Source organism: Halomonas sp. TG39a (assembly GCF_000744395.1).
GTDB lineage: Bacteria > Pseudomonadota > Gammaproteobacteria > Pseudomonadales > Halomonadaceae > Vreelandella > Vreelandella ventosae_B.
Window position 1 is genome coordinate 656,850 of record NZ_JQLV01000002.1, and the last position, 23,408, is coordinate 680,257.

Genomic DNA, 23,408 nt, shown 5'->3' on the forward strand with positions numbered 1-23,408 from the left:
CACCCTGTTGTCTTTCCCATCAGTGCCAAATACATCTGACGCTAACCAGCCGATAAATAAAGAGGAGCAGTACATGAGCCAATCTATTGCAGTCATCAAGGGCGACGGCATCGGCCCAGAAATTATGCAGGCCACGTTGCGAGTGCTCGACGCCTTAGATTGCGGCTTAACCTACCAGCATATTGATGCGGGCTTAGGTGCACTTGAAAAGCACGGCACGCTGATTCCTCAGGAGTCGCTGGATGCCATCGAAAAGTACGGCATTGCGCTGAAAGGCCCGCTGACCACGCCGATTGGCAAAGGCTTCTCCTCGATTAACGTACAGCTACGTCGCCACTTTGACCTTTATGCCAACGTGCGCCCGGCGATTAGCTTCCCCGGCACCCGCTCGCGCTACGACGACATCGATATGATCACGGTTCGGGAAAACACCGAAGGCGCGTATCTTTCCGACGGTCAGGAGATGATCGACGACGGCGATACCGGCATTTCGGTCATCAAAGTCACCCGCAAAGGCTCTGAGCGTATCGTTCGCTACGCCTTTGAGCTGGCCAAAAGCAACGGCCGCAAAAAAGTCACCGCGGTGCATAAAGCCAATATCATCAAAACCAGCTCGGGGCTGTTTTTGGACGTAGCGCGGGAGATCGCCAAAGAGTATCCCGAAATAGAATTCCAGGAGATGATCGTCGATAACGCCTGTATGCAGCTGGTGATGAACCCGCACCAGTTTGATGTAGTCGTTACCACCAACCTGTTTGGCGATATTCTCTCTGACCTGTGTGCAGGGCTCGTCGGTGGCTTGGGCTTGGCGCCTGGGGCAAACATTGGCGAAAAAGCGGCAATCTTTGAGGCCGTTCACGGTTCTGCGCCGGATATCGAAGGCAAGAACATCGCCAACCCTTGCGCCCTGCTGCTCGCCGCTGCGCAGATGCTTGACCACCTGGGCATGACGGAAAAAGGCACCGCCATCCGTCAGGGCATTCGCACCGTGCTGGAAACCCGCCGTGACATGGTCACCCCGGATATGGGCGGCACCGGCACGACCGACTCCTTCGCCCAGGCGCTGGTAGAGTACGTAAAGAATTAGTACGTACAAAGCTAACGGGTTGGTTCGTCTTACACGTCATTAAAGCGGTAGCGCAATAAGTGCAGCGCATTGAGGGTGACCAGCACGGTCGCCCCAGTGTCCGCCATCACCGCGACCCACATCCCGGTAACCCCCAGCACTGTCGAAATCAAAAACAGCGCTTTAAAACCCAGCGCCAGCGCCACGTTGGTTTTTACATTGCGCATGGTGGCCCGGGAGAGCGCGATCATTTCGGCTATCCCACCCACGCGGTTTTTAAGCAGCGCAGCATCGGCGGTTTCAAGCGCCACATCCGTGCCGCTGCCCATGGCAATACCCACCTCTGCAGCCGCAAGCGCCGGCGCATCGTTAATCCCATCGCCTACTTTGCCGATGGGCCCCAGCCCTTGCGCCTGCCATTCACGCACGCGCTGGGCTTTATCTTCGGGCATCAGTGCGCCTTCGGCCTCAATGCCCAACTGCTCACCAATGGCGGCCACGGTGCGGGCATTATCTCCGCTGAGCATCACAGCCTGTACCCCCAGGCGCTCTAGCGCTTGAAGCCCCTTGCGAGCATCTTCACGGGGCTCATCCCGCAAGGCGATTAGCCCGATAGGCCGTTCGTTTTCTAACAGAACTGCAAGGCTTTTACCCTGAGTTTCCAGCGCAGTAATACTGGCGTTTAGCTTGCTGCTACCCTGGGTGAGCGTTTGTAAGTAGCGCGGACTCACTAGCAGTAATTCACGCCCTTCCACCTGCCCGGCAACGCCGTGCCCCGCTAACGCACGGCCAGCGTCTACTTTAGGCAACGTAGCTTTTGACTGCTGGCCGCTATTATTTTGAAAATAGTCGCTAATCGCCAAGGCAAGGGGGTGGCTTGACCCCTGCTCCAGGGCGGCGGCAAGGCGCACTATTTCATCGTCACTGACGCCATCAAAGCTCTCTATATCTGTCACTGTGGGCTTACCCGCGGTCAGCGTGCCGGTTTTATCCAGCGCAACCCGCTTGAGTTTGCCTAGCTGCTCTAACACAGCGCCGCCTTTCATCAACAGACCGTTACGAGCCCCCACCGATAGCCCGGCAGCGATAGCAGCGGGCGTCGAGATCACCAGCGCGCAGGGGCAGGCAATCAGCAGCAGCGCTAAGGCTCGGTAAATGGATTCTGACCACAGCATCGACGATACCAGCGGCGGAACGATAGCGACTATTAGCGCCACCCCAACCACCGCAGGCATATAGTAAAACGCAAAGCGGTCAATAAAGCGGGCCACTGGCGCTTTCGCCGCTTGGGCCTCTTCCACCAGCTTAATCACCCGGGCGATGGTGTTATTTTCAGCGCTGCGGGTTACCTCCACCTCAAGCACGCCCTCCAGATTAACGGTGCCTGCAAACACCGTTTCCCCTTCGCCACGCTCCCGGGGCACCGACTCGCCATTGACCGGCGACTCGTCGATCGAGGAGTTTCCGGACATAATTTGCCCATCGCAGGGCAGTCGGTCGCCGGGGCGTACCTGAACACGTTGGCCAGGCTGGAGCGAGGCGGCAGCGACTTCGCGAATTTCGCCCTGCTCCAATAGCTGTGCGGTGGAGGGCGTCAGCTTTGAAAGTGCCGAGATACTGCGCCGGGCCTGGGCTGCGGCAACGCCCTCCAGCAGCTCACCCACGGCAAACAGAAACACCACCACCGCCGCTTCGGCGGCTGCGTTGATTGCTAACGCCCCCACGGCGGCGATGCTCATCAGCATTTCAATGGTGAAGGGGTTGCCCAGTTTGAGCGCTTGCCAGGCATGCTGAATAATCGGCACTAGCCCCACCAGCGTCGCCGCGATAAAGGGCCAACTGCCCAGCGCAGGCCAAGCAAATTTAAGCCCCCAGGCAAGCGCCAGCAATGCGCCACTGACTATCACCAGTCGCCCTTTTGGCGATTGCCACCAAGAAGGCGCCTTTTTCGACTCAAACGTATCCTCCGACTCATTCACTACCTGGTAGCCGAGGGCGGTAATCGTCGACTCAATCTCCGCACGTGGCAACGATTGCCCCGGCGGTGGAGTGAGTTGTACCGACCCCGCCAGCGAACTCGCAGAGACCTGGTCAACGTGATTTAAGCGCTTTAGCGCTGATTCGACTTTACGTTCGCAGCCACCACAGTCCATACCCTGCACGCGCAGCGTGGTGGACGGGGTTGTCGCTTGTGGGGTGGGTTGTTCGGTATTAGCAGGTGTAGCGTCATTCATCGCTCTTTGCTCCAAGTTCGTCTATCTTAGCAGCAGCGTAATACCTGTAGTCACTAGAGGTTCAAGCAATGAAAGATCAAACCACTGAACTATCCACTACTGAGCCATCCACGACTGAGCGCTATATTGGCATCGGCGAACTGGCACGCGAGTCCGGCTGCAAGCCAGAAACAGTGCGCTATTACGAACACATTGGGCTACTGCCTTCAGCGCCGCGCAATGAAGGAAACCAGCGGCGTTACACTAGGGCTGCCATCCGCCGATTGACGTTTATTCGCCATTCACGGGATTTTGGTTTTTCAGTGGAGGCGGTAAGAGAGTTGCTGGAAATGGCCGATCACCCAGCGATGCCTTGCCAGGAGGTGGATACGCTGGCAAAACGTCATCTTGCCGAGGTTGAAGCGAGGCTGGCACGACTCACCGCGGTACGCGATGAGCTTAAACGCATGATCAATCAGTGTGCGGGGGGCAGTGTTGGCCAGTGCCATATTATAGACGTGCTTAGCGACCACCGGCTGTGCCACCAGTCGGGCCCGCACGGTGGCGCGGAAATAATAGGTTAGGGTTAGGGCTACCCCAACCACACATCTAAGAACAGCATAATCACCAGCCCCATCGCCAAGCCAAAGGTAGCCTTTTTCTGGTGGCCGCAGCGGTGGGTTTCGGGGATGATTTCATGGCTGATGACATACAGCATGGCACCGGCGGCAAACGCCAGCCCCCAAGGCAGCAGTATTTGGGAAACGCTAACAATACTGGCGCCAAACAAGCCACCGATGGGTTCGATGAGGCCGGTTAGGGCGGCAATCGACCAGGAGCGCCACTTTGAGTAGCCCTCCCCCATCAAAGCGACCGCGACGGCGAGCCCTTCAGGCATGTTCTGCAGGCCAATGCCGATAGCCAGTGGCATGCCGCCCTCTAAGCCATTGGCACCAAAGCCGACACCCACCGCCATGCCTTCCGGCAGGTTGTGGATAGTAATCGCAAATACAAACAGCCATACCCGGCGCAGCGAAGCGGCTTCCGGCCCCTCACGGCCTTGGGCAAAATGCTCATGGGGAAGGTGCTCATTAAGCAGGGCGATGGCACCCATACCGAGCAAAATAGCCGCACAAACAATCCCGGCAGGAACAGGGCCACCGGCATAGTAGATTTCTGCAGCGTCCAGCGCGGGGATAATCAACGAGAAAAATGACGCTGCCAGCATCACACCCGCCGCAAAACCTAACGCTAAATCACGAAAGCCACGGCTAGGCGTTTTGCCTAACAGCACCGGCAGTGCACCCACCGCCGTCAACAATCCAGCAATTAAGCTGCCCAAAAACCCCAGTAACAATGTATTTTCCATGGACAGCATAAACTCGATTGGCAAACGGAAAGGCATCAAAGAGAACGACACGTTGTTGTCTAACGTGGTATCAACACGTACTTTAACGCATTAATGACGAATGAATAAATAATGATGATGTTTATGAGCACGATGTAAACGTGCGCCCAGGAGACCTTAATAAAGGGAACCACGTGCCTTTTTCCGCCACCTTAGCCGCCGCCCACTTTACCCAGCTACGACCACGTTTAGTGGCTTTTGCGCGGTTGCAGCTGCGTGATGCCACCGCCGCTGAAGATGCGGTGCAGGAAACCTTGCTCACCGCCTTTGAGAAAAGCGCCTCCTTTGAAGGGCGCTCCGAGTTCGAGACCTGGGTATTTGGCATTTTGAAATACAAAATTCTAAATCAACTCCGTCAACAGCGCCGTCAAGGAACGTGGCAACCGTTAGACCAGGACTTAGATGACGACACCCTTGATCGTCTGTTTCAGCAGGATGGTCACTGGCAGAGCGCTGCCCGCCCTAGCCACTGGGGCGAGCCGGAGCAGGTGTTGGAAAACCAGCGTTTTTGGCAGGTATTTGATGCCTGTTTGATCGCCTTGCCGGAAAACATCGCACGGGTATTTACCCTGCGAGAACTCATGGGGCTTTCCACCTCCGATATCTGTAAGGAAACCGGCATTACTGAAACTAACTGCTGGGTCATCTTACACCGTGCGCGTTTACGGCTAAGAGAGTGCTTGGATCATGGTTGGTTAAATTAGCTGAAAAGGAGCCTGATATGCTTATGTGCCGCGAAGCCACGGGATTGATGTCCTTAAAACAGGATAAAACACTATCGTTACGTGAAAAAATGGCTTTGCGTATTCATCTGTCGATGTGCCGAGCCTGCCGCACCTGCGCCCGCCAATTCGACCTGATGCACCAAGCTGGAAAGCATCACCCCGCCTCTCTGCTTAATACGCGTCACACCCAAGACGACTAGCCGGCGGTTAGGCGCTGCCAATCCACTCCCTCCTCTTCTGCTTGCCCATGAGCGGTGTATTTTGTACGCCTAAAAATTATTGCACAAAACCTATACAAAGAGGTAGCTTTTCTTAGCATTAGCTCTATAATCATAATTATACAAATACTGTACATTAAAAATATGAATATAGAGTTAACCCTAATGTTTTTTCAACTTGCTCTATCTAGAAGCCCTGCAGTTTCCGCCATCTACGGCCATCTTCCCCTGAAGATTGGCTAAATAAACTGATTATCATATGAAATTAATACTCAAAGACACTAAACACTCTCACGAATGCAACATTTTGTGTCATATAGACACAAACTGATGCTTATAGACCGGGACTGCTCTAACCTTGTACACAAGACTTACATAGCCCCGCTGACAGGATTAGCAATGCTCACAATTCTCGCTTCTAATGGTTTACACAACGCACTGTACCAACATACCGCTTGCATCTCTTTTACACCTGAAGGGGTTATTAAGAAGGCAAGTGAGCAATTCCTAACCGCCGTCGGTTACACCCTTGACCAAGTGAAGGGGCAACACCACCGGGTCTTCTGCTTTCCTGAAGAAAGCAATAGCCATGAGTACCGAGCGTTTTGGCAAGCACTGGCCGCAGGGCATAGCCAGCAAGGACGCTTTCGGCGTGCTAATGCCCAGGGCGAAGAAATTTGGTTAGAGGCCAACTACTTACCGATCAGTAACCGGCGGGGTAAGGTTGTCGAGGTACTCAAAATTGCCAATGACATCACGGCTGCCCACCAAGAGGCGGAGCGCAAAAACGCTGTGTTAGACGCGTTAAATAGCTCCATGGCGGTAATTGAATTTACCCCCAGCGGTGAGATCCTCAATGCCAACACCAACTTTGAGCAGGCAATGGGATACCGCAATGAAGAGCTTGTAGGGGCACATCACCGGATGTTTTGTCCCGCCAACTTCTCACAAGCTAACCCGCGTTTCTGGGAACGGCTTGCTCAGGGCGAATACATGCAAGGGAAGTTTGAGCGCTTGGATTCTCGCGGCACCAGCGTTTGGCTAGAGGCAACTTACAACCCGATTCAAGATGGCCATGGCAACGTCGTAAAAGTGGTCAAGTTTGCCACCGATATCACCCGCTCCGTTCAAGCAGCGGAATCCGCCACACGAGCCGTTACCGCCGCGCAAAGCACCTCTTCTCAAACGGAGCAGATCGCCCAAAATGGGCTTAGCCACCTGCAGCGCGTTGTACGTGATTCTGAGCAAGCGGCGCTAACCTTGGCAGAAGCACAGCAGCTCATTGCCGCGCTTAACAAGCAGGCACAGAGTATCAATAGCATTACCGAGTCGATTGCGCGTATCGCCAATCAAACCAACCTACTATCGCTTAACGCCGCCGTGGAAGCTGCGCGCGCGGGCGAACAGGGTCGCGGTTTTGCGGTAGTAGCTAATGAAGTGCGCCGTTTGGCCAAAGGGTCTAGCGAAGCGGTGGAGGATATTACCCGGGTGCTAAAAGAGAACAGCGCCTTGGTGGAACGCACTACTCAGGCCATGCAGCAGGTAGTAGAGCAAGGCAAATCGAGCCAAACCAGCGTGAGCGAAATTGAGATTATCGTCAATGAGATACTCACCGGGGCGCGCAGTGTTTCAACGTCTATTGAACAGCTTGCGCTAGAGTCCGCGTAATGCCCCATGTAAAAGCCAGCGCATAGGCGCTGGCTTTCACGTTTACACCACTCTTGGTTAACGCAGTGGCGTCTTACGCAGGTAAGGCAAAACTGTTTCGTATTCGCCATACTTCTGCTTGGCGTCCGCGTCAGACACGCTTGGCGGAATAATCACATCCTGACCTATCGTCCAATCCGCCGGGGTGGCAACACCGTGTTGTGTTGTGGTTTGCAGCGCATCCAGGGCACGTAGGATTTCCGCAAAGTTACGCCCTACGGTCATTGGGTAGGTCATGGATAGCTTCAGCTGCTTATCCGGCCCAATAATAAATACCGAGCGCACCGTTGCGCTATCGGCTGGCGTCCGGCCATCGGGCAGATAAGCATCTTCTGGCAACATGTCATAGAGCTTTGATACCGTGAGCCCGTTATCGGCGATGATCGGAAAGTCGACCTCGCTGCCGCTGACGGTTTTAATGTCATCACCCCAGCGTTTGTGCTCTTCTACCCCATCTACAGAAACACCAATCACCTTGGTACCGCGTTTTTTCCACTCGGCACTCAGCTGCGCAACGGCGCCAAATTCCGTCGTGCAAACCGGGGTAAAGTCTTTAGGATGTGAAAACAGGATCGCCCAGCTGTCGCCAATCCAGTCATGAAAACGAATCGGCCCTTGGCTCGTTTCCGCTTCAAAATCAGGTACAACTGCATTAATACGTAATGACATGCTTTCCTCCTTAATGGGCGTTAGGCGCCTTAATAGCTTATTTGACTTACAGCACCTTCACTATAGATCATTTAGCGCTAAGACAGCGAGTTGCATGACAACGTTCACTCGCTGAGCCAAACGTAGTCCAGTCGCGTAAGCGCCTGGATATAACCGCCAGTAAAAAGCAGTACGGCGCCCGAAGGCGCCGCTTTTGACTAGCAAACAATGAGCCTTGCCTGGCAATCACTCTTTCACTTTAGCGTCTTTATTATCCCGCTTAACCCGCTTGATCCACTGCTGTTTCGCATAGTGGCGCAAATTGGCCACATTGTCGGTCTCATCGACAATATCCTGCCCCAGAATGGTCTCAATAATGTCTTCTAACGTAATCAAGCCCACAAAGGTGCCATGCTCGTCGTAGACAACCCGCATGTGCAGGTGGTCTTTTAGCATAGAGGTGAAGACCTGCTCGACGTTATGTGAGACGTCCACGCTGCCGATCGGATGCATCAACTCGCGCATCGTTTTAGCATCGTCGGCGTGGTACATATCGGCTTTATGCACATAACCAAAAGCTTGTTCACCGTTGTCCATCACCGGGAAACGCGTGAACGGCGCTTTGCCATACTGTTCATCGAACGTTTTCACGGTCATGTCCGGTAGGACGGTTTCACACACTGTACGCGGGGTCATCGCTTTGCTAACCAGGATATCGTGCAGATTCAGCATATTGATAATAGTGCGCGACTCGTCCGCATCCAGCACGTTCTCTTCCAGACCGACACGGGCCAGCACTTTAATTTCATCCCGCAGGTCAACGTCGTGCTCGGACTTACCTAGTCGGCGGGTAATCTGCTCCGACATCCAGATAAAGGGCAGCAGACCCAAAATCATCGGTTTCAACAAGCGTGGCAGAAACGGAGATAAACCGCGCCAGTAAGTCGCGCCGATAGTCTTCGGAATAATTTCTGAGAGGATCAAAATCAGCATCGTCATCACCGCCGACACAATAGCGATGGACGATTCACCAAATACAATTGCCGCCTGAGCACCCACTGCTGTCGCGCCCACGGTGTGGGCAATCGTATTAAGCGTCAAAATAGCCGCTAAGGGCCGGTCGATATTGGTTTTGAGCTTGGTCAGCGAGGCGTGTAACTTGGGCTTCTCCTCTTTCAGCTTCGCAATATAGCTGGGCGTAATTGACAGGAGGGCTGCTTCAAGGATGGAACACAGAAAAGAGAGTGCAATCGAAAGCGTGGCAATCGAGATCAGAAGGAACATGGGCGCCTAAGGTGGTGGATTATCGTGCTCTTATAGGGGCATCATAGGCAGAAGTCAATGGTTATCTATAACGTGTCGCAAAAAGCCGAGCAGGCCTGAGTTTAAGCCCTTAATGGCAGCGCGGCGCCGATGGCGATGAAGATACCGCCGCAGGTGCGGTTGAATCCGCGGCCTACGCGTTTTAACCAGTGACGAATGCGATTAGCCATATTGGCGAGCAAACCTTCTACAACGCACTCGATAACAACAAAGGTGCCTGCCAGCAGGAAAAATTGCAGCATTAGGCTGCGTTGCGGATCGATAAACTGAGCTAGAAAAGCACTGAAGAACAGCAGTACTTTGGGGTTGGTAATCGATGCCAATACGCCTTGGCGATAAAGCTGCCAGCCGCTCGCTTGGCTTGCCTGCAAATGAAGCTCGCCGGTAATCGGCGGTGAGCGCCACACTTGGATACCCAGCCAAATCAGATAGGCACCCCCGACCCATTTCAGCGCTGTCAGCCACACCACCGACGACTTAAGCAGCGCCCCAATCCCAAACATGCACAGGGCAATAATCAGCATAAATCCTGTCGCGCCGCCGATGATAGTAAACAGGGTTTTACGGCTGCCATGCATTGCGCCGTGGGTCAGCGCCAACAGGCCGTTGGGCCCTGGCGAAAGCGACAGGCCAATACAGGCAATTAGGTATAAAAGCCAAGTGTCCAACAGCATATTCGTGCCTCACCCATGGAAAATGCGATCAAAGTACCAGCATCTCACCGTTGCTTTGCGTTTACCATTGGTTAGTGCACGGACAATAAAAACGCCTCCCCTTAGGAAGGCGTAAAGTCGACTAGATTGGTGCTGCCACATAACGTTTAAGCAAACACTTCTGTCCACTCGCTGCGCTTAGCGAGCAGGTTACGCGCCAGTTCCTGAGCGCCTTCCAAGCTGTGGCTGGCCGCCCAGCCGCACTGCAGTTCGTTGCAGGCGGGTACTTCGGTGGCTTCGAGCACATCATTCAGAGTTTGCTCGATGATCGTAATCACGTCGTCGTAGTCGTCGTGGTTGATCATCGCGATGTAGAAGCCGGTTTGGCAGCCCATGGGGCTGATATCGACCACTTTATCGGTGTGATTGCGCGACAGCTCAGCCATTAAGTGCTCAAGGGAGTGCAGCGCTGGCATATCCATATGATCTTTATTGGGCTGGCAGATGCGCAGGTCGTACTTATGGATACGATCACCGTTCTGGCCTTCTTTGATGTCGGCTAGGCGTACATACGGGGCTTTTACCTTAGTGTGGTCCAGGTTAAAGCTCTCGACGTTCATCTTTTGATCGGTCATGTTAGCTCCTTTTAAGCTTATACCTTGGGCGCGTCAAAATTCCATGGTTCGTCGGTGTAAACGCACACGTTGGCATCTTCAATATCACCATCCGGCGCCTCAACGTGCTTGGCAAAGAAGTCTTGGATCTCTTTACGCTGGCAGTGGGCTTCAAACTCTTCACGGCTGGCCCAAATTTCATGAAACACAATCGGGTAACTGGTGCCTTGAGCAAAAGGGTTGTCTATCTGCCGGGTCACGGTGTAGTGAATGCACGCGTCTTCCCGATGGGTGTTCGGCTCTAACGACTGAAGCGCTTTAAACACCGCTTCTTCCTTACCTGGTTTGGGCTTAAAACCAGCAACACAGTAAATTTTTTCTGACATGGTCATCTCCTAAGTCGTTAAGCGTGCATCATTATGCGGCTTCTCGACGCAGGTTAACAACCTAGCGGATTATGCGTTCCGCCAATGCTTCTAGATCGGTCACCGTCATATCGGGTTCGACACCCCAAGGGTCGAAAGGTGCGTCAGAGCTGCGCCGTATCCACGCACTACGCAGGCCTGCATGGGTGGCACCAATCACATCAAAGGGGTTACTGGAAACTAGCCAAGTATGCTCGGGGCGCGTCTCTAAGCGGCTACGCAGATGCGCGTACACCGCCGGGTCAGGCTTAAAGCGCTTCACCTCATCGGCGCTAATCACATCGTCCATATGGCTCTCAACACCTGCGCGAGTTAACAACGTTGACACGGCTTCTGTAGTGCCGTTCGAAAACGCCACGCAGCGTATGCCTGCATCGCGAAGCTGATCAAGTGCAGGTACTACATCGTCAAAAGCGGGCAACTCACCGTATACCGCCATCAGGTGATCGTGGTCATTATCCGAAAGACCGGTTTGCAGTGCGCGGTCGATAAACACCAGCGCTTCGCGGGTACACTCCGAAAACGGCACGTAAGCGCCCATCAGACCGTGGCGAAAGCTGTACTCGAGCTGTTTATCACGCCAGCGGCGGGCGAATTCAACTGCTTTGGAAGCATCCGTTAGGCGCCGCTCCAGCTCAACCGTAACGCCCTGGGTATCAATTAGCGTGCCGTATACATCGAAAGCTAATACCGGTTGCATCGGTGGTTACTCCTTAACTATCAAATGGCTTATAACGCATAATGCTATTAAGCATAGCCGCCCCCTTCAAAAACAGAAACGCCGCTGCATAGGCAGCGGCGCTCATAAGGCTACAAGCTCCGATTAAACAGTAAATGCTGCCTCTTGCTGGCCGGTTTTTAGATCGCCGGAACGCACGAGCTCATCGGTTACCCGATCAATGGCGCGCTTGGCGCGGCCAATCATTTCGTCCACTTCACCACGATTAATGGTCAGCGGCGGTGCGAAGCCGAGGATATCGCCTTGGGGCATAGCGCGGGCAATCAGGTTCTCTTCCATGGCAGCCGCCGCCACGCGAGGGCCCACTTTGAGGGCGGGGTCGAAGTGCAGGCGTTGTTTGGCATCCGGAGAGAACTCCAGTGCAGCCATTAAGCCAACGCCGCGTACGTCGCCCAGCAGCGGATGGCCTTCAAAGTTAGCTTTTAGCTGCTGCTGGAAGTAGCCGCCGGTTTCTGCCGCGTTGCCCACCAGGTTTTCTCGCTCAATAATATCCAGGTTGGCAAGCCCCGCTGCACAGCCCAGCGCGTGGCCTGAATAGGTCCAACCGTGACCGATAGGGCCGTACTCACCGGTGCCCTGCTCAAGCACCTGCCACACTTTCTCACCCACGATCACCCCAGAAAGCGGCTGATAGGCACTGGTGAGGCCTTTGGCGATGGTGACCAAATCAGGCTTCATATTGTAATGATGGCTGCCAAAATCGGAGCCGGTACGGCCAAAGCCACAGACCACTTCATCGGCGATCAGCAGCACATCGTACTTCGCCAGCACGCTTTGAATGGCATCCCAGTAACCCTCCGGCGGCGGTACGATACCGCCGGTACCTAATACCGGCTCACCGATAAAGGCGGCTACGGTATCCGGGCCCTCTTCCAGAATCATGGCTTCCAGCTTCTCGGCGCAGTAGGCGGAGAACTCGAGTTCGGTCATACCGTGCTGTTCGGCGGCACGCAGGTAGTAGTGCGGCGCTTCGGTATGGCGAATAGTGTCAATCGGCAGATCGAAATGGTCATGGAACGCTTTCAGGCCGGTCAACGAGCCCGAGGCGATACCGGAACCGTGATAGCCGCGCATACGTGAGATAACCTTTTTCTTCTGCGGGCGCCCCAGCACGTTGTTGTAGTAACGCACAATCTTGAGTTGGGTTTCGTTGGCATCTGAGCCGGACATGCCGTAGTAGACCTTGGACATATTCATACCGGCGATTTTCAGAATACGCTCGGAAAGCTCGATCTGCGGCTCGTTGGAGTGACCTACGTAGGTGTGGTAGTAAGAGAGCTCAAGTGCCTGCTTATAGATCGCCTCGGCGACTTCGGTGCGCCCGTAGCCTATGTTGACGCAGTAAAGCCCGGCGAAGCCGTCGATAAACTCACGGCCATCTTTATCCACGATGTTTATGCCTTTACCGCCGGTAATCACCCGGCCCGGCGCATCGCCATGGGCGAAATCACGCAAGTGGGTAGAGGCGTGGAAAGTGACTTTACGGTCGCGTTCGATCAAATCCTGATGCAAGCTCATAGTGTTCTCTCTGTACGGTAAACCTCCCCAATGTTTGGGGAGGGCATGTTAAATGGTTGCTTACGGCGAGGTAGCAAAGCGCCGCTAGCTGCCAGAGACGGAACCCAGCGCGCCCAGGCAGTAGTATTTCGTTTCCAGGTACTCATCGATACCCGTGGCGCCGCCTTCCCGGCCAAGACCGGACTGCTTCACGCCGCCGAAAGGCACCGGCGGGCCGGTCATCTTCACTGAGTTGACGCTGACCATGCCGTACTCGAGTGCGCGCATTAGCTTCCAGATACGGCGAATATCGTGGGTGTAGATATACGCGGCCAGACCGTACTCGGTGTCGTTGGCCATTTCGATGACTTCGTCGTCGGTGCTGTAAGCAGTGATACCGGCCACAGGCGCGAAGTTCTCTTCCCGCCACACTTTCATCTGAGGCGTTACGCCGGTCAGCATCACCGGCATAAAGAAGTTCTCACCGGGCGCTTGGCTTTGATCGCCGCCGACCATGGTGGCGCCTTTAGAAATGGCGTCATCGACAATCGCTGCGGCTTTCTCTACTGCTTGGCGGTGAATCAGCGGGCCAAGATCGATCTCTCCCTGCAAGCCGTTGCCCACGGTGAGCGCGGCCATACGCTCGGTGAACTGCGCAACGAATTCATCGTGAATGGATTCGTGTACCAGGATGCGGTTGGCTGCCAGACAATCCTGCCCCGCGGTTTGAAACTTGGCGTCGACGGCCGCGTAGGCAGCCTCTTTGGGATCCATATCCGGCCCGACAATAAACGGCGCGTTGCCACCCAGCTCCAAAGACAGACGCTTGATGGTATGCGCGCTCTGCTCGATCAGAATGCGGCCAACGCGTGTGGAGCCGGTGAATGACAGCGCCCGAATGCGCGGCTCAGCGCAGAGAATTTTCGAGACCTCCGCCGGGTCACCCAGCACCACATTAAAAATGCCCGGTGGAATACCTGCGCGTTCGGCAAGTTCTGCCAGCGCCAACGCCGAGTAAGGCGTTTCATTGGCAGGTTTGACGATCACCGGGCAGCCCGCCGCCAACGCTGCTGCGGCTTTACGGGTGATCATCGCCAACGGGAAGTTCCAAGGCGTAATCATTGCCGCGATGCCCACCGGCTCTTTAATAGTGCCCAGCGATGCGTTCGGGATATGGCTAGGGATAGTCTCGCCATAGGTGCGCTTGCTCTCTTCGGCAAACCAGCGCACAAAGCTGGCACCATACTCAACTTCACCACGGGCATCGGGCAACGGCTTGCCCTGCTCCAGCGTCATGATAGTGGCGAGGTCTTCACGGTTGGCTTGTATCAGGTCGTACCACGCCAGCAAACGCTCGCAGCGCTCATCAACGCGCAGGGCGCGCCACTGAACAAAAGCGACTTCAGCCGCATCCACCGCAGCGGTAATTTGCTCGGCTTCCAAGAGTGGGATATGGCCAATGGCTTCATTAGTAGCGGGATCGTAAACGGCTTCTTCGCGACCGCCTTCCCCGTGGGTCCACTTGCCGTTCACGTAGGCGTACTGCCGGAACAGGCGCGGATCTTCCAAGCGCTTTGCGAGCGTGGCCGATAGTGTGGTCATGGGAACCTCTCCTCAAATGCAGTCTGGCTAACCGAGCGCTGCAATAGCTGCGTGCATTGTCAGCAAGCGCTCATTAGCCTTGCCGTCGAATGCTCCCAGGTTAACGGAGAGTGGCCACGAAGTGTTTTTGAAAAGATTGCGTAAAATTGCATTTTTTTTTGTAAACCAAGTATAAACCGTCTTTTTTTCTGCCGTTACTCGCCGCCTTTATGATTATGAATGTGGGCTTATTGCTTCATTGCCAGGCAACTAATTGCCCAGATTCCATTGCTCCTTTACGCCTTATAACATTGACATGTGAAACTAAAATCACCTATAAAGCCCTTCTTATAAGGATCTTCACCATACTTCATTAAGGATGAAATCATGAGCACATCTCAATTCGAAAAAATGATTCAGGACTCGCAAGATACTGTTAAGGAATCTAAAGCCAAGATCTCATCGATTACATCGCAGATGGAAACTGCGCGAGAAAAAATTGAGGCTGGTGAAGATCAGGGATTGGATATCGAGAATGCCACGCTTGATGACGTGCAAGCTCACGCTGATCTGATGAATGCCAATATCGCTGAACTTATCATGGGTTTGGACGATACCACCGCGGCATTTTCGAAAGATTTTGACGGTATGCGTTCTAAGTCAGGCTGGGAGAACTTTGTCGGTTTTTTCAGTAAAGGAAAATCTGAGTCATTACGTCAGGAGCGTATTCGCGGAGCGAATATCGACGATAAGCTGCAAGACCTGATTTCAAAATCAGACATTATTGTCAGCCTATTAAAAGACCAGCTAGAAACACTACAAGAGCAGCAAGAAAAAGTTCAACAAAACCTCACTTCCACTCTTGACGACCGCGAGGCAACGGTACAAGAACTTGAAGCCGCACGCGCTGAGTTACTGGAACTTGATCCAGTAATCGTTGAGCTGGAAAACAAAATTTCTGTAGAGCAAGATGCTACAGCGCGAACCCAGCTTGAAACTGAATTGGCCAATCTGAACGAAAAATATAATGCGCTGGTACAGCAAGAGCAGGTCAAAATCGCCAAATCTCAGACGCTTGAGCGCTATGTCGAAAAGGGCAAAACCTGGGTAGATAGTTTGCAGAACCAAGCGGCTACCCAAATGGTGCTAATCAATAAACTTCAGACGGATACCCAGCAGCGCGTTGTTCTTTACGATGCCCTGACGAAGTCACTCAAAACAGCCCAGCAACAAGAAGTCGCTCACCGCATCAACGAAATCGGCGTTGAAACCGACAAAGAAGCGCAAACAGCCATGGCTGGCATTGGTGCGGCTACCAATCAGCGCATGGCCGACATGATGGAAGCGCATGAAGACAGCATGGTTTTTGCCCGCGATATTATTGAGAAAAAAGCCAAAGCCGATGACCGTTTTGCCCGCCGGTTCTCCGCCATCGTTGAGAAGCACGATAAGAACTTGTACGGGGGCTAAGCTACGCCTCTGCACAAATTAACGAAGATAGTGATCAATCAGCATTGGGTGAGCACACTCGCCCAATGTGTCGATTGGTGCTCGTAGCCAACGAAAGCATCATCGAGAACAGGCCTGTTCTCGAGAGGGAAACCAATGACAGAGCTTAGCCGCGATCATACTGACTTGGCAGACCCGTTTGCCTCGCGTCGTTATTTTCGCAAGTTCGAGCATATTATCCATTACCTCGCTAGAACTGCGGTCACACTGCAGGCAGAAGGAAAGCTTACCAAAACCAATGCCAAGATATTGACGGACTATCTGATTAGACTGAACCGTACGTTCAAGGCATTGAGTATGAAGTATCTTCTCGTCGGCAATGAGCAAGGTCCTCCGATGGACAGCCTGACGATGGACAAGCGGGACAGTGGCTTTCCGGTGGCATCCGAACTTTTGACCATGGGCAATGACGTTCAGCAAGCAGCGCTTCATCTGGACAATCTGCCTTCTGTGAAATCCTTAAAAAAGCAGATGCTTCACACCATTCTTACTGAACGACAAACGCCTACCAAGCTGCAGTTTGCCCTATCGCAACGTCTATATTACGAAACGCTGACGCAAGGTGGCCTGTTTTGGGCACGTAATGATCCAAGCCTTATCTCGCAGGGCACCAGTGACAATGGCCGCCGCCAATTTCTTATTCATTGGGCGGTGTACGACACTCAAGTCAACCTGCCCGTTATCTACCTGGTAGAGCTGGAAGATAGTGGCAAGACGCCCCTGCCCCAGGATCAAAGCCGTTGGCCCCAGGTACAGTCACATCTTATGTCGCAATCTCTAGTGGGGTTGAAGCTACTGACCATCGCACAGGGCTTCGATAAGGATTTCAGTGACCTTCATCCCAAACAGCTGAGCCGCTACCACCTAGGCCCGATGTACTCATCGGCGTATACCGAACAGTCTGGGCCACTGCATCAAGTGCTTGAGCAGGCTGCCTCCCAGGAGGGCCAGGATTGGGCCTTAGCCTGGACGTTAGAAGAATTAAACAGCGAGCAAGTACGCGAAGAGCGTGCCGGCTGGTTTAGTAAAGTAGAGCGTGAAGTGTTTGCCCTTGATCCCTTCGGCAGCCGAGGGGTAGATACCGGCGCCACGCATACAGAGCGCGCCATTATATTGCCACAACACCCTTTTCAGGTGCTTGCCGAGCTTGATCCCCCTGGCTTTCTCGATGTGCGCAAGTTCGTGGTTAGTCCCAAAGGGCAAGTGTTGAGTTATTAAGCGGCAGCAAAATAGAAGTACCGGCCTAAGTGTTCGCTGCTATATGCAGCCATGTTGAGCGCTAACGGTATTGGAGCCATGTGATTAGGGCAGGATAGCCCTATAACCGAGGATATCATGAGTTTTACCAGCGACCAGATGGAACTTCGAGAAGAGGATATTCGCAAGCATTACGGCACTGCCACCACGATGCTTGAAGGAATCGACCATACGCCGCGCTTGGCCAAACCCCAGGCCTCGGAACAAACAGCAGCGCCAGAACGCTCACCCGGTATCGGCCAAACTCGCCGTCTGCGCACTACCACACCCGGCTTGGTGACCCGCTCCACCGCACGCCCCGAAGGCGTTCATATACGCGCGCGCATTGAGGGGCTCGAAACAGACGATCCGTTTGTTTCGCCGCTCCAAGCCACAGCGCTGCACCAACTACGGCGGGCATTGGCTATCGCATTGGCGGTGGGCGAAGCTTACGCTGATTCATCCGGGCTGAGCGAACTGAAGCGCGCGAATTTGGCAGGCACCCTGGACACCGCACGTAAAACTGAATTCACCCAGCTACTGGCAGGTGAAGCCCTCACGGTCGTGCACGTTTTTGCTAATGCCACCGCCTTTCTGATGGCACCTCATACTAATGAGACCAGCGTCGAAGTTGGTGAGGTAGCAGAGCTACTGACGGACAATGCGCCCCTTGCCCTGAACGGCACGCTCTGGGAACTCGACCAAAAGCTTACCCTGCATGCCAACGATGAGAGCCAACTGCCCGCAACGCTCAGCGCCTTTGCCGAGCAGTGCATGGAAAAAGTCGCACTGCGTGCACAAAGTGCACCTCGGCTCTCCCCATTTAGCGACGCTGTCTGGCGTATAGAGGCCGATGACCTGACGCTGCGCGGCTTTGAGCCTGCCACCAAAGCGAAATCCACCACGCTAACCATGACCTTCAAAAAGCCTCATGAGGTGGTGGGCAACCATATCGCCAAATACCAGTCGCTACGGCTCGCCAAAATGCTGATGGCTTACGATTTTGAGCGACGTTTAAACCCCTTCGCCGAGATGGGTGGTTTTATCTTCACTTTCATGGGTGACGGTAAACCGGGGACGGGTAAAACCACCTTGATTCAAATGATGGCGGGGCTACTCAACGACTACTGCCAGGTGGCCGGGTATCCGTTTCGTTACCAGAACTTTGGTATCGACAACATTGACAGCTATCAGGGGAAATCCGGCCAAAACGCTAAGTCATTCATTAGCAATCTGATGGATCCAGGTGTTATTGGTTTCGGCACCGTTGATGATATCGACCAGATCGCAGGGAAACGTGGAGACCGTCAGTCGTCAGCGGGTCAGCAGGAAGTGACTGCAGTGTTGATGGACGCCTTTGCGGGTGCTAACACGGTCGTGCGCGGTAATTGTACCTTCGGTATGTTTTCTAACTATCCCGAAAATGTCGATGACGCCTTGCGCCAACGTTCCGGTGCGCGCTTTTTGGTCGATGGCCCGCAAACCCGCGAAGATTACATCGACGTTCTTCACCTTCTGCTAGGTAAGGATCACCAGATCCCCCTGGGCGAGCACGCGCTTTACGCTGCCCAGGAGATCCAGAAGGCAGTGGCTAACTCTTTTCAAGCCCATAGCCGCCCCCAGGAAGAGACACTGATGGCGGTATTTGATCGCGTACATTCGCAAGTTGGCGAGTTGGATACCATCGCCAAGCTCGGCACTTATCTAAAAGCTATCCAGGAGGCCGACGAGCGATTCACCGGCCGCGCGATCAAGAACATCACCGATGCCGTCAAGGTGCGTTCGATGGATTTCGAGCTCCCGGACGAGTGGATGGAGAACCCGGAGCTTTTCCTGTTTAAGGATTACGATACAAAATCCAACATGATTGCCGAGCTGAGAGTTCCTATTACCACAGATATGGTGCTACAGGAGATTAACCGTTACGCCGACAGCGAATTCCGCTATGCAGGCAAATCCGATGCTGCCGCCATTGACACCATGGTTCGCGACCTAGGACTTCAGGAAGCTGCGCGTCGGCGCTACCTGGAGGAGCAGAAAACATGAAACGCTTGATCGAAAAGGGGCTGATGTTTGGTAACCTCTTTCATGTCAGTTCGCAAGCGCTGGTCGAGCGTTATGGCCGTGCGTTGCAGCATCTCACAGGGAGAACCACTGCGCTGACAGAGTTTCATATCGACATCTCCGGCTACTCGCCGGAGATCGGTGATGAGCTAGAAGATCACTACTATTTGAATCACGGCGGCGTCAATCGGCAGTTTATCCTGCTCTCAACCGAGCAGAAGTATTGCCCACTACTCAACGCCAAGTTCTCTACCAATCGGGAAGTACTTCGGCGTTTTATCGATACTAACGAGCAGCAGCTTTTTGCCCTAACAGCAACCGACGCGGTAGCAGGCGAGCTTGAAAACTCTGTGCTGGATGTCGATAGGCCAGAACGGCTATTTGATATCCGACGCATCGTCATTGAGGCCGACACGACCACGGGTACCATCGCAGAAGCTGAGCGCTTAGAGTCCCTAATCGACCGCTTTATGGAGGAAGAGGACAGCTGGTTCGATAATCACCTGATTGACGATATGGTCGATACGGTCAAACGCACGGGCAACATTTCACGCAATCCAGTGCGACTGAAACATGCTGCATTTGAGCAAAAGAACTTCTGGACGGCGCATTTCGGCGGCCTTTATCTCTTTCAAGATGTCGATAGCTCGGCTTTAATCGCCAGCACCGAAAAACCGTTAGGGAAATTCCCAGTTAAGCAAATACTTAGCCTGGATGACCGCAAGAAGATTGGCGAGTTTTTACAAGATAATCGGCTTGCAGAGCCCATTATCAAAGGGCGAGATACCCAGGAAGTCGATATCCTGCGCCAAAAAATCACCTTTATACTGGCGGAAATCCTGACGCAAAAGGGAATGGACGTAACGGGCCTCTCGTATACAGATATGCGGCGCCGCGCCTCACGTTATGCAAGCGAGCTGCCCCATGAATACGATGGCCTGGCGGCTATGATGCGGTGGGCCGAAACCCGCGGCGCCAAACCCAGAATCGAGATGGAACATCCCAGCTACTTCTACCTGATGCGTGCTACGAACACGGCGAACAAAGACCTCGTCAATATGCTGCTAGCCGAGCTATCGCCTCTTGATACCCGCCAGCTGTTCATCTGCCATAAAAACGAATTTTACCGCCAATACCGCACTTGGCCTGAGGCGAAACAAGCCTACTGCTGTGACTTTCTCTCACGCGAGTATGCACCTGATAAAGCCAGCGCACGTGCCTATCTTTTCGGTGCAGACGAATGATGTTGTGTTGTCGTTTACAAGCACTGCGGAGGAACACTTGGTGTTTCCCTTTATGCGACTTGTTCTGACGTTCATTTTGACACTTGCGATTCTGTATAACGCACTCGCCGTCTATATGCGCTTCAGGCATCGCTTAGCGCTACAAAAGCGCTGGGAGCGGAACGCTTCAAATACATGTCGTGCCACCTATATACGCCAAGGCATGCAGCAGTACGACCGCTCTTTACGACGCAAGCTGATCCACTTGGTCTACGTTATGCCGCCAAGTGCCATCTTGCTTACCCTCTACGTTACTAATTATATGTGAGGCGACCCGATGGTCTATGTTAAATGGTTTGTTTTGCTTCTCTTCTGGACGCTTTTCGCTGCCTTTTTACACTACAGTTTACCCAAGTACGATGTGGTGCGTATCGTCAACACCCACGAAGAACGTATCGACCTGGATGATTGGACACGCATTTTTTGGTCTGACCCAACCGCCCAATCGAAGCGGCTGATGAACCGTGACGTGCAATTTATTCAAGGTGTGCGGGGCAATGGCCGCACCATTGTGTACCGTAACGAGGACACCGGCTGGGGCTGGCCGCCCTATTTCAAATTCGATACGGCGAACCTTTACACCGAAGCCAACGATTTAGTCTCCACCAAAACAGACCCCCAGTGGGTTGCTGTTAGATACTTTGGCTGGAGAAGCATCTTCTTTTCTATCTTCCCCAACGCCATTTCAATTACGCCCGTTGATGGCCCTGAAGATAAGCCCTTTAACTGGTTCTCGACACTTTTTCTGGTCACCTTTGGCGGCCTATTCGGATACGGCTACTACCGCTGGAGGCGCTTTCGCCGTGACCGTTTATCGCCCGCTTTTGATGAGGTCACCGATAACTTTAGCGCTGCAGGCGACGCCATCTCCAGAAAACGCAACCGCTTCCAAGCATGGTTGGATACCTGGAAAACCAAGAAATAGCCACTTCGCATTAAAGCTTGCTGAAAGGATTAAAATCCCTACATGGAGCCGTCGGTGTCAATCCCCAGCGGCTCATGTTTAACGGTCTTCGTCACAATATAGGTGAAGTAGCGCTCGATACCGGCTTCAGAGACTAACCATCTATCCATCAGACGTTGATAGCTATCGATGGTGCGCGCTTCAAACTTCACTAAGTAATCCACCCCACCGCCCACCGCCACACACTCGGTAACTTCCGGGGTTTGCATCACTAGCGCTTCAAAACGAGTGAAGCTTTCGGCGTTGTGCTGCTTGAGCTCAATCTGCACCCAGACAGGATTGCGCGGCACCAACACGTCCGCGTTAATGCGCGCAGTATACCCTTCAATGATGCCGGCCTTCTCCAGCCGCTTTACCCGCTCCCAGCAGGGACTGACCGAGAGGTTGATCGCCTCGGCCAGCTTCGACTTGGTGATTCGCCCATCGCGGGAGAGGATGTCGAGGATTTTCAGATCGTAACGGTCAAGTTTCATCATGCCGAGGACTAGGCCTCCAGGCGTTCAACAACATCGGCAATCACCGCCAGGGTATCCCCCATATTGATGAGCGAGGGCGCGCGACGGGCCATTAGAATGCCATCACGCTCTGCTTTGTAAGCCACCGGTTCGGTACCGCTACGGGTCATGTCGTACACGTAGGCGATCGTTTGGCCTTTTTTCACTTCGTCGCCTAGCGCTACCAACAGCTCTAACACGCCGGAATGCTGGCTCTGCACGTAGCAACTGGCGTCGGGCATATCGAGATACATCTGCCCACCTTCGGGCATTTCCACTTCGCCTTCTACCAAGCCGTAGTGAATCAGGAAGTTGCGCACACCGCGTTCGGCAATCGCGATACTCAGCGGCGTCGAGGTGCCGCCGCCGCCAAGCTCGGTGGCGACAAAGACTTTGCCCTGGCGCTCGCAGGCGGTGTCGAAGAGTTTTTCCGCATCCAGCTCAAACATCACCATGGCGTAAGGGGCACCAAAGGCTTTGGCGCCTTCCAGAGCTGCCTGCTGCTGCGCTTTATCATCCAGCACGTGGGACGCACCAAACGGCAGGATATCCAGCGTGCGGCCACCGGAGTGCAGGTCAAGGACGACATCACTCATCGGCACCAGCACGCGGGTGAAGTAGTCGGCAATTTGTGGCGTGACGCTGCCGTTGGGGTCGCCGGGAAAGCTGCGGTTGAGGTTACCTTTGTCCATCGGCGAGGTGCGCTTGCCTGCCATGACCGCCGGGGTGTTCATGCAAGGCAAGATAATCACCCGGCCCGTGACATCCTCTGCTTTCAGCGTTGAAGAGAGCTTCAGCAGCGAGGTGATACCTTCGTACTCATCGCCGTGGTTACCGCCGGTCAAAAGCGCCGTGGGGCCGTCGCCATTCTTAACCACGGTGATAGGGATCATCACCGCGCCCCAGGCGGATTCATCGGTGGAGATGGGTAACTTTAAAAAACCGTGCTGCACCCCATCGGCGTTAAAATCCACGGTGGCAGAAATAGGGCTAGGCCGCCGTTGGCTCGCTTGATCGGTCATTGGATGTTCCTTTTTTTAC

The 23,408-nt window shown here is 53.9% G+C and carries 22 protein-coding genes; 10 read left to right on the top strand and 12 right to left on the bottom strand.

Features of this window, described 5'->3' with window-relative positions; all coding sequences use genetic code 11:
* Positions 1 to 73: 73 nt before the first annotated feature.
* Complete coding sequence (locus tag U738_RS21150) at positions 74 to 1,087, top strand: isocitrate dehydrogenase (protein ID WP_035585166.1); 1,014 nt, start codon at positions 74 to 76, stop codon at positions 1,085 to 1,087.
* Between the two features lie 29 nt (positions 1,088 to 1,116).
* Here U738_RS21150 and U738_RS21155 read toward each other — a convergent pair whose 3' ends face one another.
* A complete protein-coding gene (locus U738_RS21155; protein WP_035585168.1) occupies positions 1,117 to 3,300 on the bottom strand; it encodes a heavy metal translocating P-type ATPase in 2,184 nt (727 codons plus the stop codon).
* Positions 3,301 to 3,368: 68 nt separating this feature from the next.
* On the opposite strand from U738_RS21155, the gene U738_RS21160 reads away from it, so the two are divergent.
* The gene (locus tag U738_RS21160) at positions 3,369 to 3,863 is read left to right on the top strand and encodes a MerR family transcriptional regulator (protein ID WP_035585170.1); all 495 of its coding nucleotides are present in this window, start codon (positions 3,369 to 3,371) and stop codon (positions 3,861 to 3,863) included.
* Between the two features lie 8 nt (positions 3,864 to 3,871).
* Here U738_RS21160 and U738_RS21165 read toward each other — a convergent pair whose 3' ends face one another.
* Positions 3,872 to 4,648: a ZIP family metal transporter gene (locus tag U738_RS21165; protein WP_035585728.1), complete on the bottom strand. Its 777-nt coding sequence runs from the start codon at positions 4,646 to 4,648 to the stop codon at positions 3,872 to 3,874.
* A gap of 173 nt (positions 4,649 to 4,821) precedes the next feature.
* Here U738_RS21165 and U738_RS21170 point away from each other — a divergent pair, with 173 nt between their 5' ends.
* The 3 genes from U738_RS21170 (at position 4,822) to U738_RS21180 (ending at position 7,298) form a co-directional block, all read left to right on the top strand.
* Entirely contained in the window at positions 4,822 to 5,391 is a 570-nt protein-coding gene (locus U738_RS21170) for a sigma-70 family RNA polymerase sigma factor (RefSeq protein WP_035585172.1), read from the top strand.
* Between the two features lie 17 nt (positions 5,392 to 5,408).
* Positions 5,409 to 5,612 carry a zf-HC2 domain-containing protein gene (locus U738_RS21175; RefSeq protein WP_035585174.1) on the top strand — a complete coding sequence of 68 codons (204 nt, stop codon included), beginning with the start codon at positions 5,409 to 5,411 and terminating at the stop codon, positions 5,610 to 5,612.
* A 417-nt stretch (positions 5,613 to 6,029) separates the two neighbouring features.
* Positions 6,030 to 7,298: a methyl-accepting chemotaxis protein gene (locus U738_RS21180; protein ID WP_035585176.1), complete on the top strand. Its 1,269-nt coding sequence runs from the start codon at positions 6,030 to 6,032 to the stop codon at positions 7,296 to 7,298.
* Positions 7,299 to 7,355: 57 nt separating this feature from the next.
* Here the strand turns inward: U738_RS21180 and U738_RS21185 are convergent, their stop codons facing one another.
* The 8 genes from U738_RS21185 to U738_RS21220 form a co-directional block, all read right to left on the bottom strand.
* Positions 7,356 to 8,006: a peroxiredoxin gene (locus tag U738_RS21185; RefSeq protein ID WP_035585178.1), complete on the bottom strand. Its 651-nt coding sequence runs from the start codon at positions 8,004 to 8,006 to the stop codon at positions 7,356 to 7,358.
* Positions 8,007 to 8,231: 225 nt separating this feature from the next.
* Positions 8,232 to 9,269, bottom strand: coding sequence for a CNNM domain-containing protein (locus U738_RS21190; RefSeq protein WP_035585180.1), 1,038 nt, complete (start codon positions 9,267 to 9,269; stop codon positions 8,232 to 8,234).
* A gap of 101 nt (positions 9,270 to 9,370) precedes the next feature.
* Entirely contained in the window at positions 9,371 to 9,982 is a 612-nt protein-coding gene (locus U738_RS21195; protein ID WP_035585182.1) for a LysE family translocator, read from the bottom strand.
* Positions 9,983 to 10,128: 146 nt separating this feature from the next.
* Entirely contained in the window at positions 10,129 to 10,596 is a 468-nt protein-coding gene (locus tag U738_RS21200; protein ID WP_035585184.1) for an S-ribosylhomocysteine lyase, read from the bottom strand.
* 17 nt (positions 10,597 to 10,613) lie between these two features.
* Entirely contained in the window at positions 10,614 to 10,961 is a 348-nt protein-coding gene (locus tag U738_RS21205; RefSeq protein ID WP_022522330.1) for a putative quinol monooxygenase, read from the bottom strand.
* A 61-nt stretch (positions 10,962 to 11,022) separates the two neighbouring features.
* Complete coding sequence (locus U738_RS21210; protein WP_035585186.1) at positions 11,023 to 11,700, bottom strand: haloacid dehalogenase type II; 678 nt, start codon at positions 11,698 to 11,700, stop codon at positions 11,023 to 11,025.
* 123 nt (positions 11,701 to 11,823) lie between these two features.
* Complete coding sequence (locus U738_RS21215; RefSeq protein ID WP_035585188.1) at positions 11,824 to 13,257, bottom strand: aspartate aminotransferase family protein; 1,434 nt, start codon at positions 13,255 to 13,257, stop codon at positions 11,824 to 11,826.
* A gap of 84 nt (positions 13,258 to 13,341) precedes the next feature.
* Positions 13,342 to 14,838 (bottom strand): NAD-dependent succinate-semialdehyde dehydrogenase, encoded by a 1,497-nt coding sequence (locus U738_RS21220; RefSeq protein WP_035585190.1) that lies wholly within the window; start codon positions 14,836 to 14,838, stop codon positions 13,342 to 13,344.
* Between the two features lie 366 nt (positions 14,839 to 15,204).
* On the opposite strand from U738_RS21220, the gene U738_RS21225 reads away from it, so the two are divergent.
* From U738_RS21225 to U738_RS21250, 5 genes are all read left to right on the top strand, one after another.
* Complete coding sequence (locus U738_RS21225; protein WP_035585192.1) at positions 15,205 to 16,287, top strand: hypothetical protein; 1,083 nt, start codon at positions 15,205 to 15,207, stop codon at positions 16,285 to 16,287.
* A 135-nt stretch (positions 16,288 to 16,422) separates the two neighbouring features.
* Positions 16,423 to 17,544, top strand: a complete 1,122-nt coding sequence (locus U738_RS21230; protein ID WP_035585193.1) for a hypothetical protein — start codon at positions 16,423 to 16,425, stop codon at positions 17,542 to 17,544.
* 117 nt (positions 17,545 to 17,661) lie between these two features.
* Positions 17,662 to 19,608 carry an AAA family ATPase gene (locus tag U738_RS21235; RefSeq protein ID WP_035585195.1) on the top strand — a complete coding sequence of 649 codons (1,947 nt, stop codon included), beginning with the start codon at positions 17,662 to 17,664 and terminating at the stop codon, positions 19,606 to 19,608.
* Positions 19,605 to 20,870, top strand: coding sequence for a DUF6638 family protein (locus U738_RS21240; RefSeq protein ID WP_050713181.1), 1,266 nt, complete (start codon positions 19,605 to 19,607; stop codon positions 20,868 to 20,870). The genes U738_RS21235 and U738_RS21240 overlap by 4 nt, the downstream gene beginning before the upstream one ends.
* A 316-nt stretch (positions 20,871 to 21,186) precedes the next feature.
* Positions 21,187 to 21,834, top strand: coding sequence for a DUF1523 family protein (locus tag U738_RS21250; RefSeq protein ID WP_035585199.1), 648 nt, complete (start codon positions 21,187 to 21,189; stop codon positions 21,832 to 21,834).
* A gap of 38 nt (positions 21,835 to 21,872) precedes the next feature.
* Here the strand turns inward: U738_RS21250 and U738_RS21255 are convergent, their stop codons facing one another.
* Entirely contained in the window at positions 21,873 to 22,349 is a 477-nt protein-coding gene (locus tag U738_RS21255) for an Lrp/AsnC family transcriptional regulator (protein WP_035585201.1), read from the bottom strand.
* Between the two features lie 8 nt (positions 22,350 to 22,357).
* Entirely contained in the window at positions 22,358 to 23,389 is a 1,032-nt protein-coding gene (gene doeB, locus U738_RS21260) for a N(2)-acetyl-L-2,4-diaminobutanoate deacetylase DoeB (RefSeq protein WP_035585203.1), read from the bottom strand.
* Positions 23,390 to 23,408: the final 19 nt, after the last annotated feature.

Coding starts and splice junctions, on each gene's coding strand:
- U738_RS21175 (WP_035585174.1), top strand. CDS start 5,409: ATGCTTATGTGCCGCGAAGCCACGGGATTGATGTCCTTAAAACAGGAT.
- U738_RS21250 (WP_035585199.1), top strand. CDS start 21,187: ATGGTCTATGTTAAATGGTTTGTTTTGCTTCTCTTCTGGACGCTTTTC.
- U738_RS21210 (WP_035585186.1), bottom strand. CDS start 11,700: ATGCAACCGGTATTAGCTTTCGATGTATACGGCACGCTAATTGATACC.
- U738_RS21220 (WP_035585190.1), bottom strand. CDS start 14,838: ATGACCACACTATCGGCCACGCTCGCAAAGCGCTTGGAAGATCCGCGC.
- U738_RS21185 (WP_035585178.1), bottom strand. CDS start 8,006: ATGTCATTACGTATTAATGCAGTTGTACCTGATTTTGAAGCGGAAACG.
- U738_RS21160 (WP_035585170.1), top strand. CDS start 3,369: ATGAAAGATCAAACCACTGAACTATCCACTACTGAGCCATCCACGACT.
- U738_RS21200 (WP_035585184.1), bottom strand. CDS start 10,596: ATGACCGATCAAAAGATGAACGTCGAGAGCTTTAACCTGGACCACACT.
- U738_RS21225 (WP_035585192.1), top strand. CDS start 15,205: ATGAGCACATCTCAATTCGAAAAAATGATTCAGGACTCGCAAGATACT.
- U738_RS21235 (WP_035585195.1), top strand. CDS start 17,662: ATGAGTTTTACCAGCGACCAGATGGAACTTCGAGAAGAGGATATTCGC.
- U738_RS21230 (WP_035585193.1), top strand. CDS start 16,423: ATGACAGAGCTTAGCCGCGATCATACTGACTTGGCAGACCCGTTTGCC.
- U738_RS21215 (WP_035585188.1), bottom strand. CDS start 13,257: ATGAGCTTGCATCAGGATTTGATCGAACGCGACCGTAAAGTCACTTTC.
- U738_RS21190 (WP_035585180.1), bottom strand. CDS start 9,269: ATGTTCCTTCTGATCTCGATTGCCACGCTTTCGATTGCACTCTCTTTT.
- doeB (WP_035585203.1), bottom strand. CDS start 23,389: ATGACCGATCAAGCGAGCCAACGGCGGCCTAGCCCTATTTCTGCCACC.
- U738_RS21165 (WP_035585728.1), bottom strand. CDS start 4,648: ATGGAAAATACATTGTTACTGGGGTTTTTGGGCAGCTTAATTGCTGGA.
- U738_RS21205 (WP_022522330.1), bottom strand. CDS start 10,961: ATGTCAGAAAAAATTTACTGTGTTGCTGGTTTTAAGCCCAAACCAGGT.
- U738_RS21255 (WP_035585201.1), bottom strand. CDS start 22,349: ATGATGAAACTTGACCGTTACGATCTGAAAATCCTCGACATCCTCTCC.
- U738_RS21180 (WP_035585176.1), top strand. CDS start 6,030: ATGCTCACAATTCTCGCTTCTAATGGTTTACACAACGCACTGTACCAA.
- U738_RS21195 (WP_035585182.1), bottom strand. CDS start 9,982: ATGCTGTTGGACACTTGGCTTTTATACCTAATTGCCTGTATTGGCCTG.
- U738_RS21150 (WP_035585166.1), top strand. CDS start 74: ATGAGCCAATCTATTGCAGTCATCAAGGGCGACGGCATCGGCCCAGAA.
- U738_RS21155 (WP_035585168.1), bottom strand. CDS start 3,300: ATGAATGACGCTACACCTGCTAATACCGAACAACCCACCCCACAAGCG.
- U738_RS21240 (WP_050713181.1), top strand. CDS start 19,605: ATGAAACGCTTGATCGAAAAGGGGCTGATGTTTGGTAACCTCTTTCAT.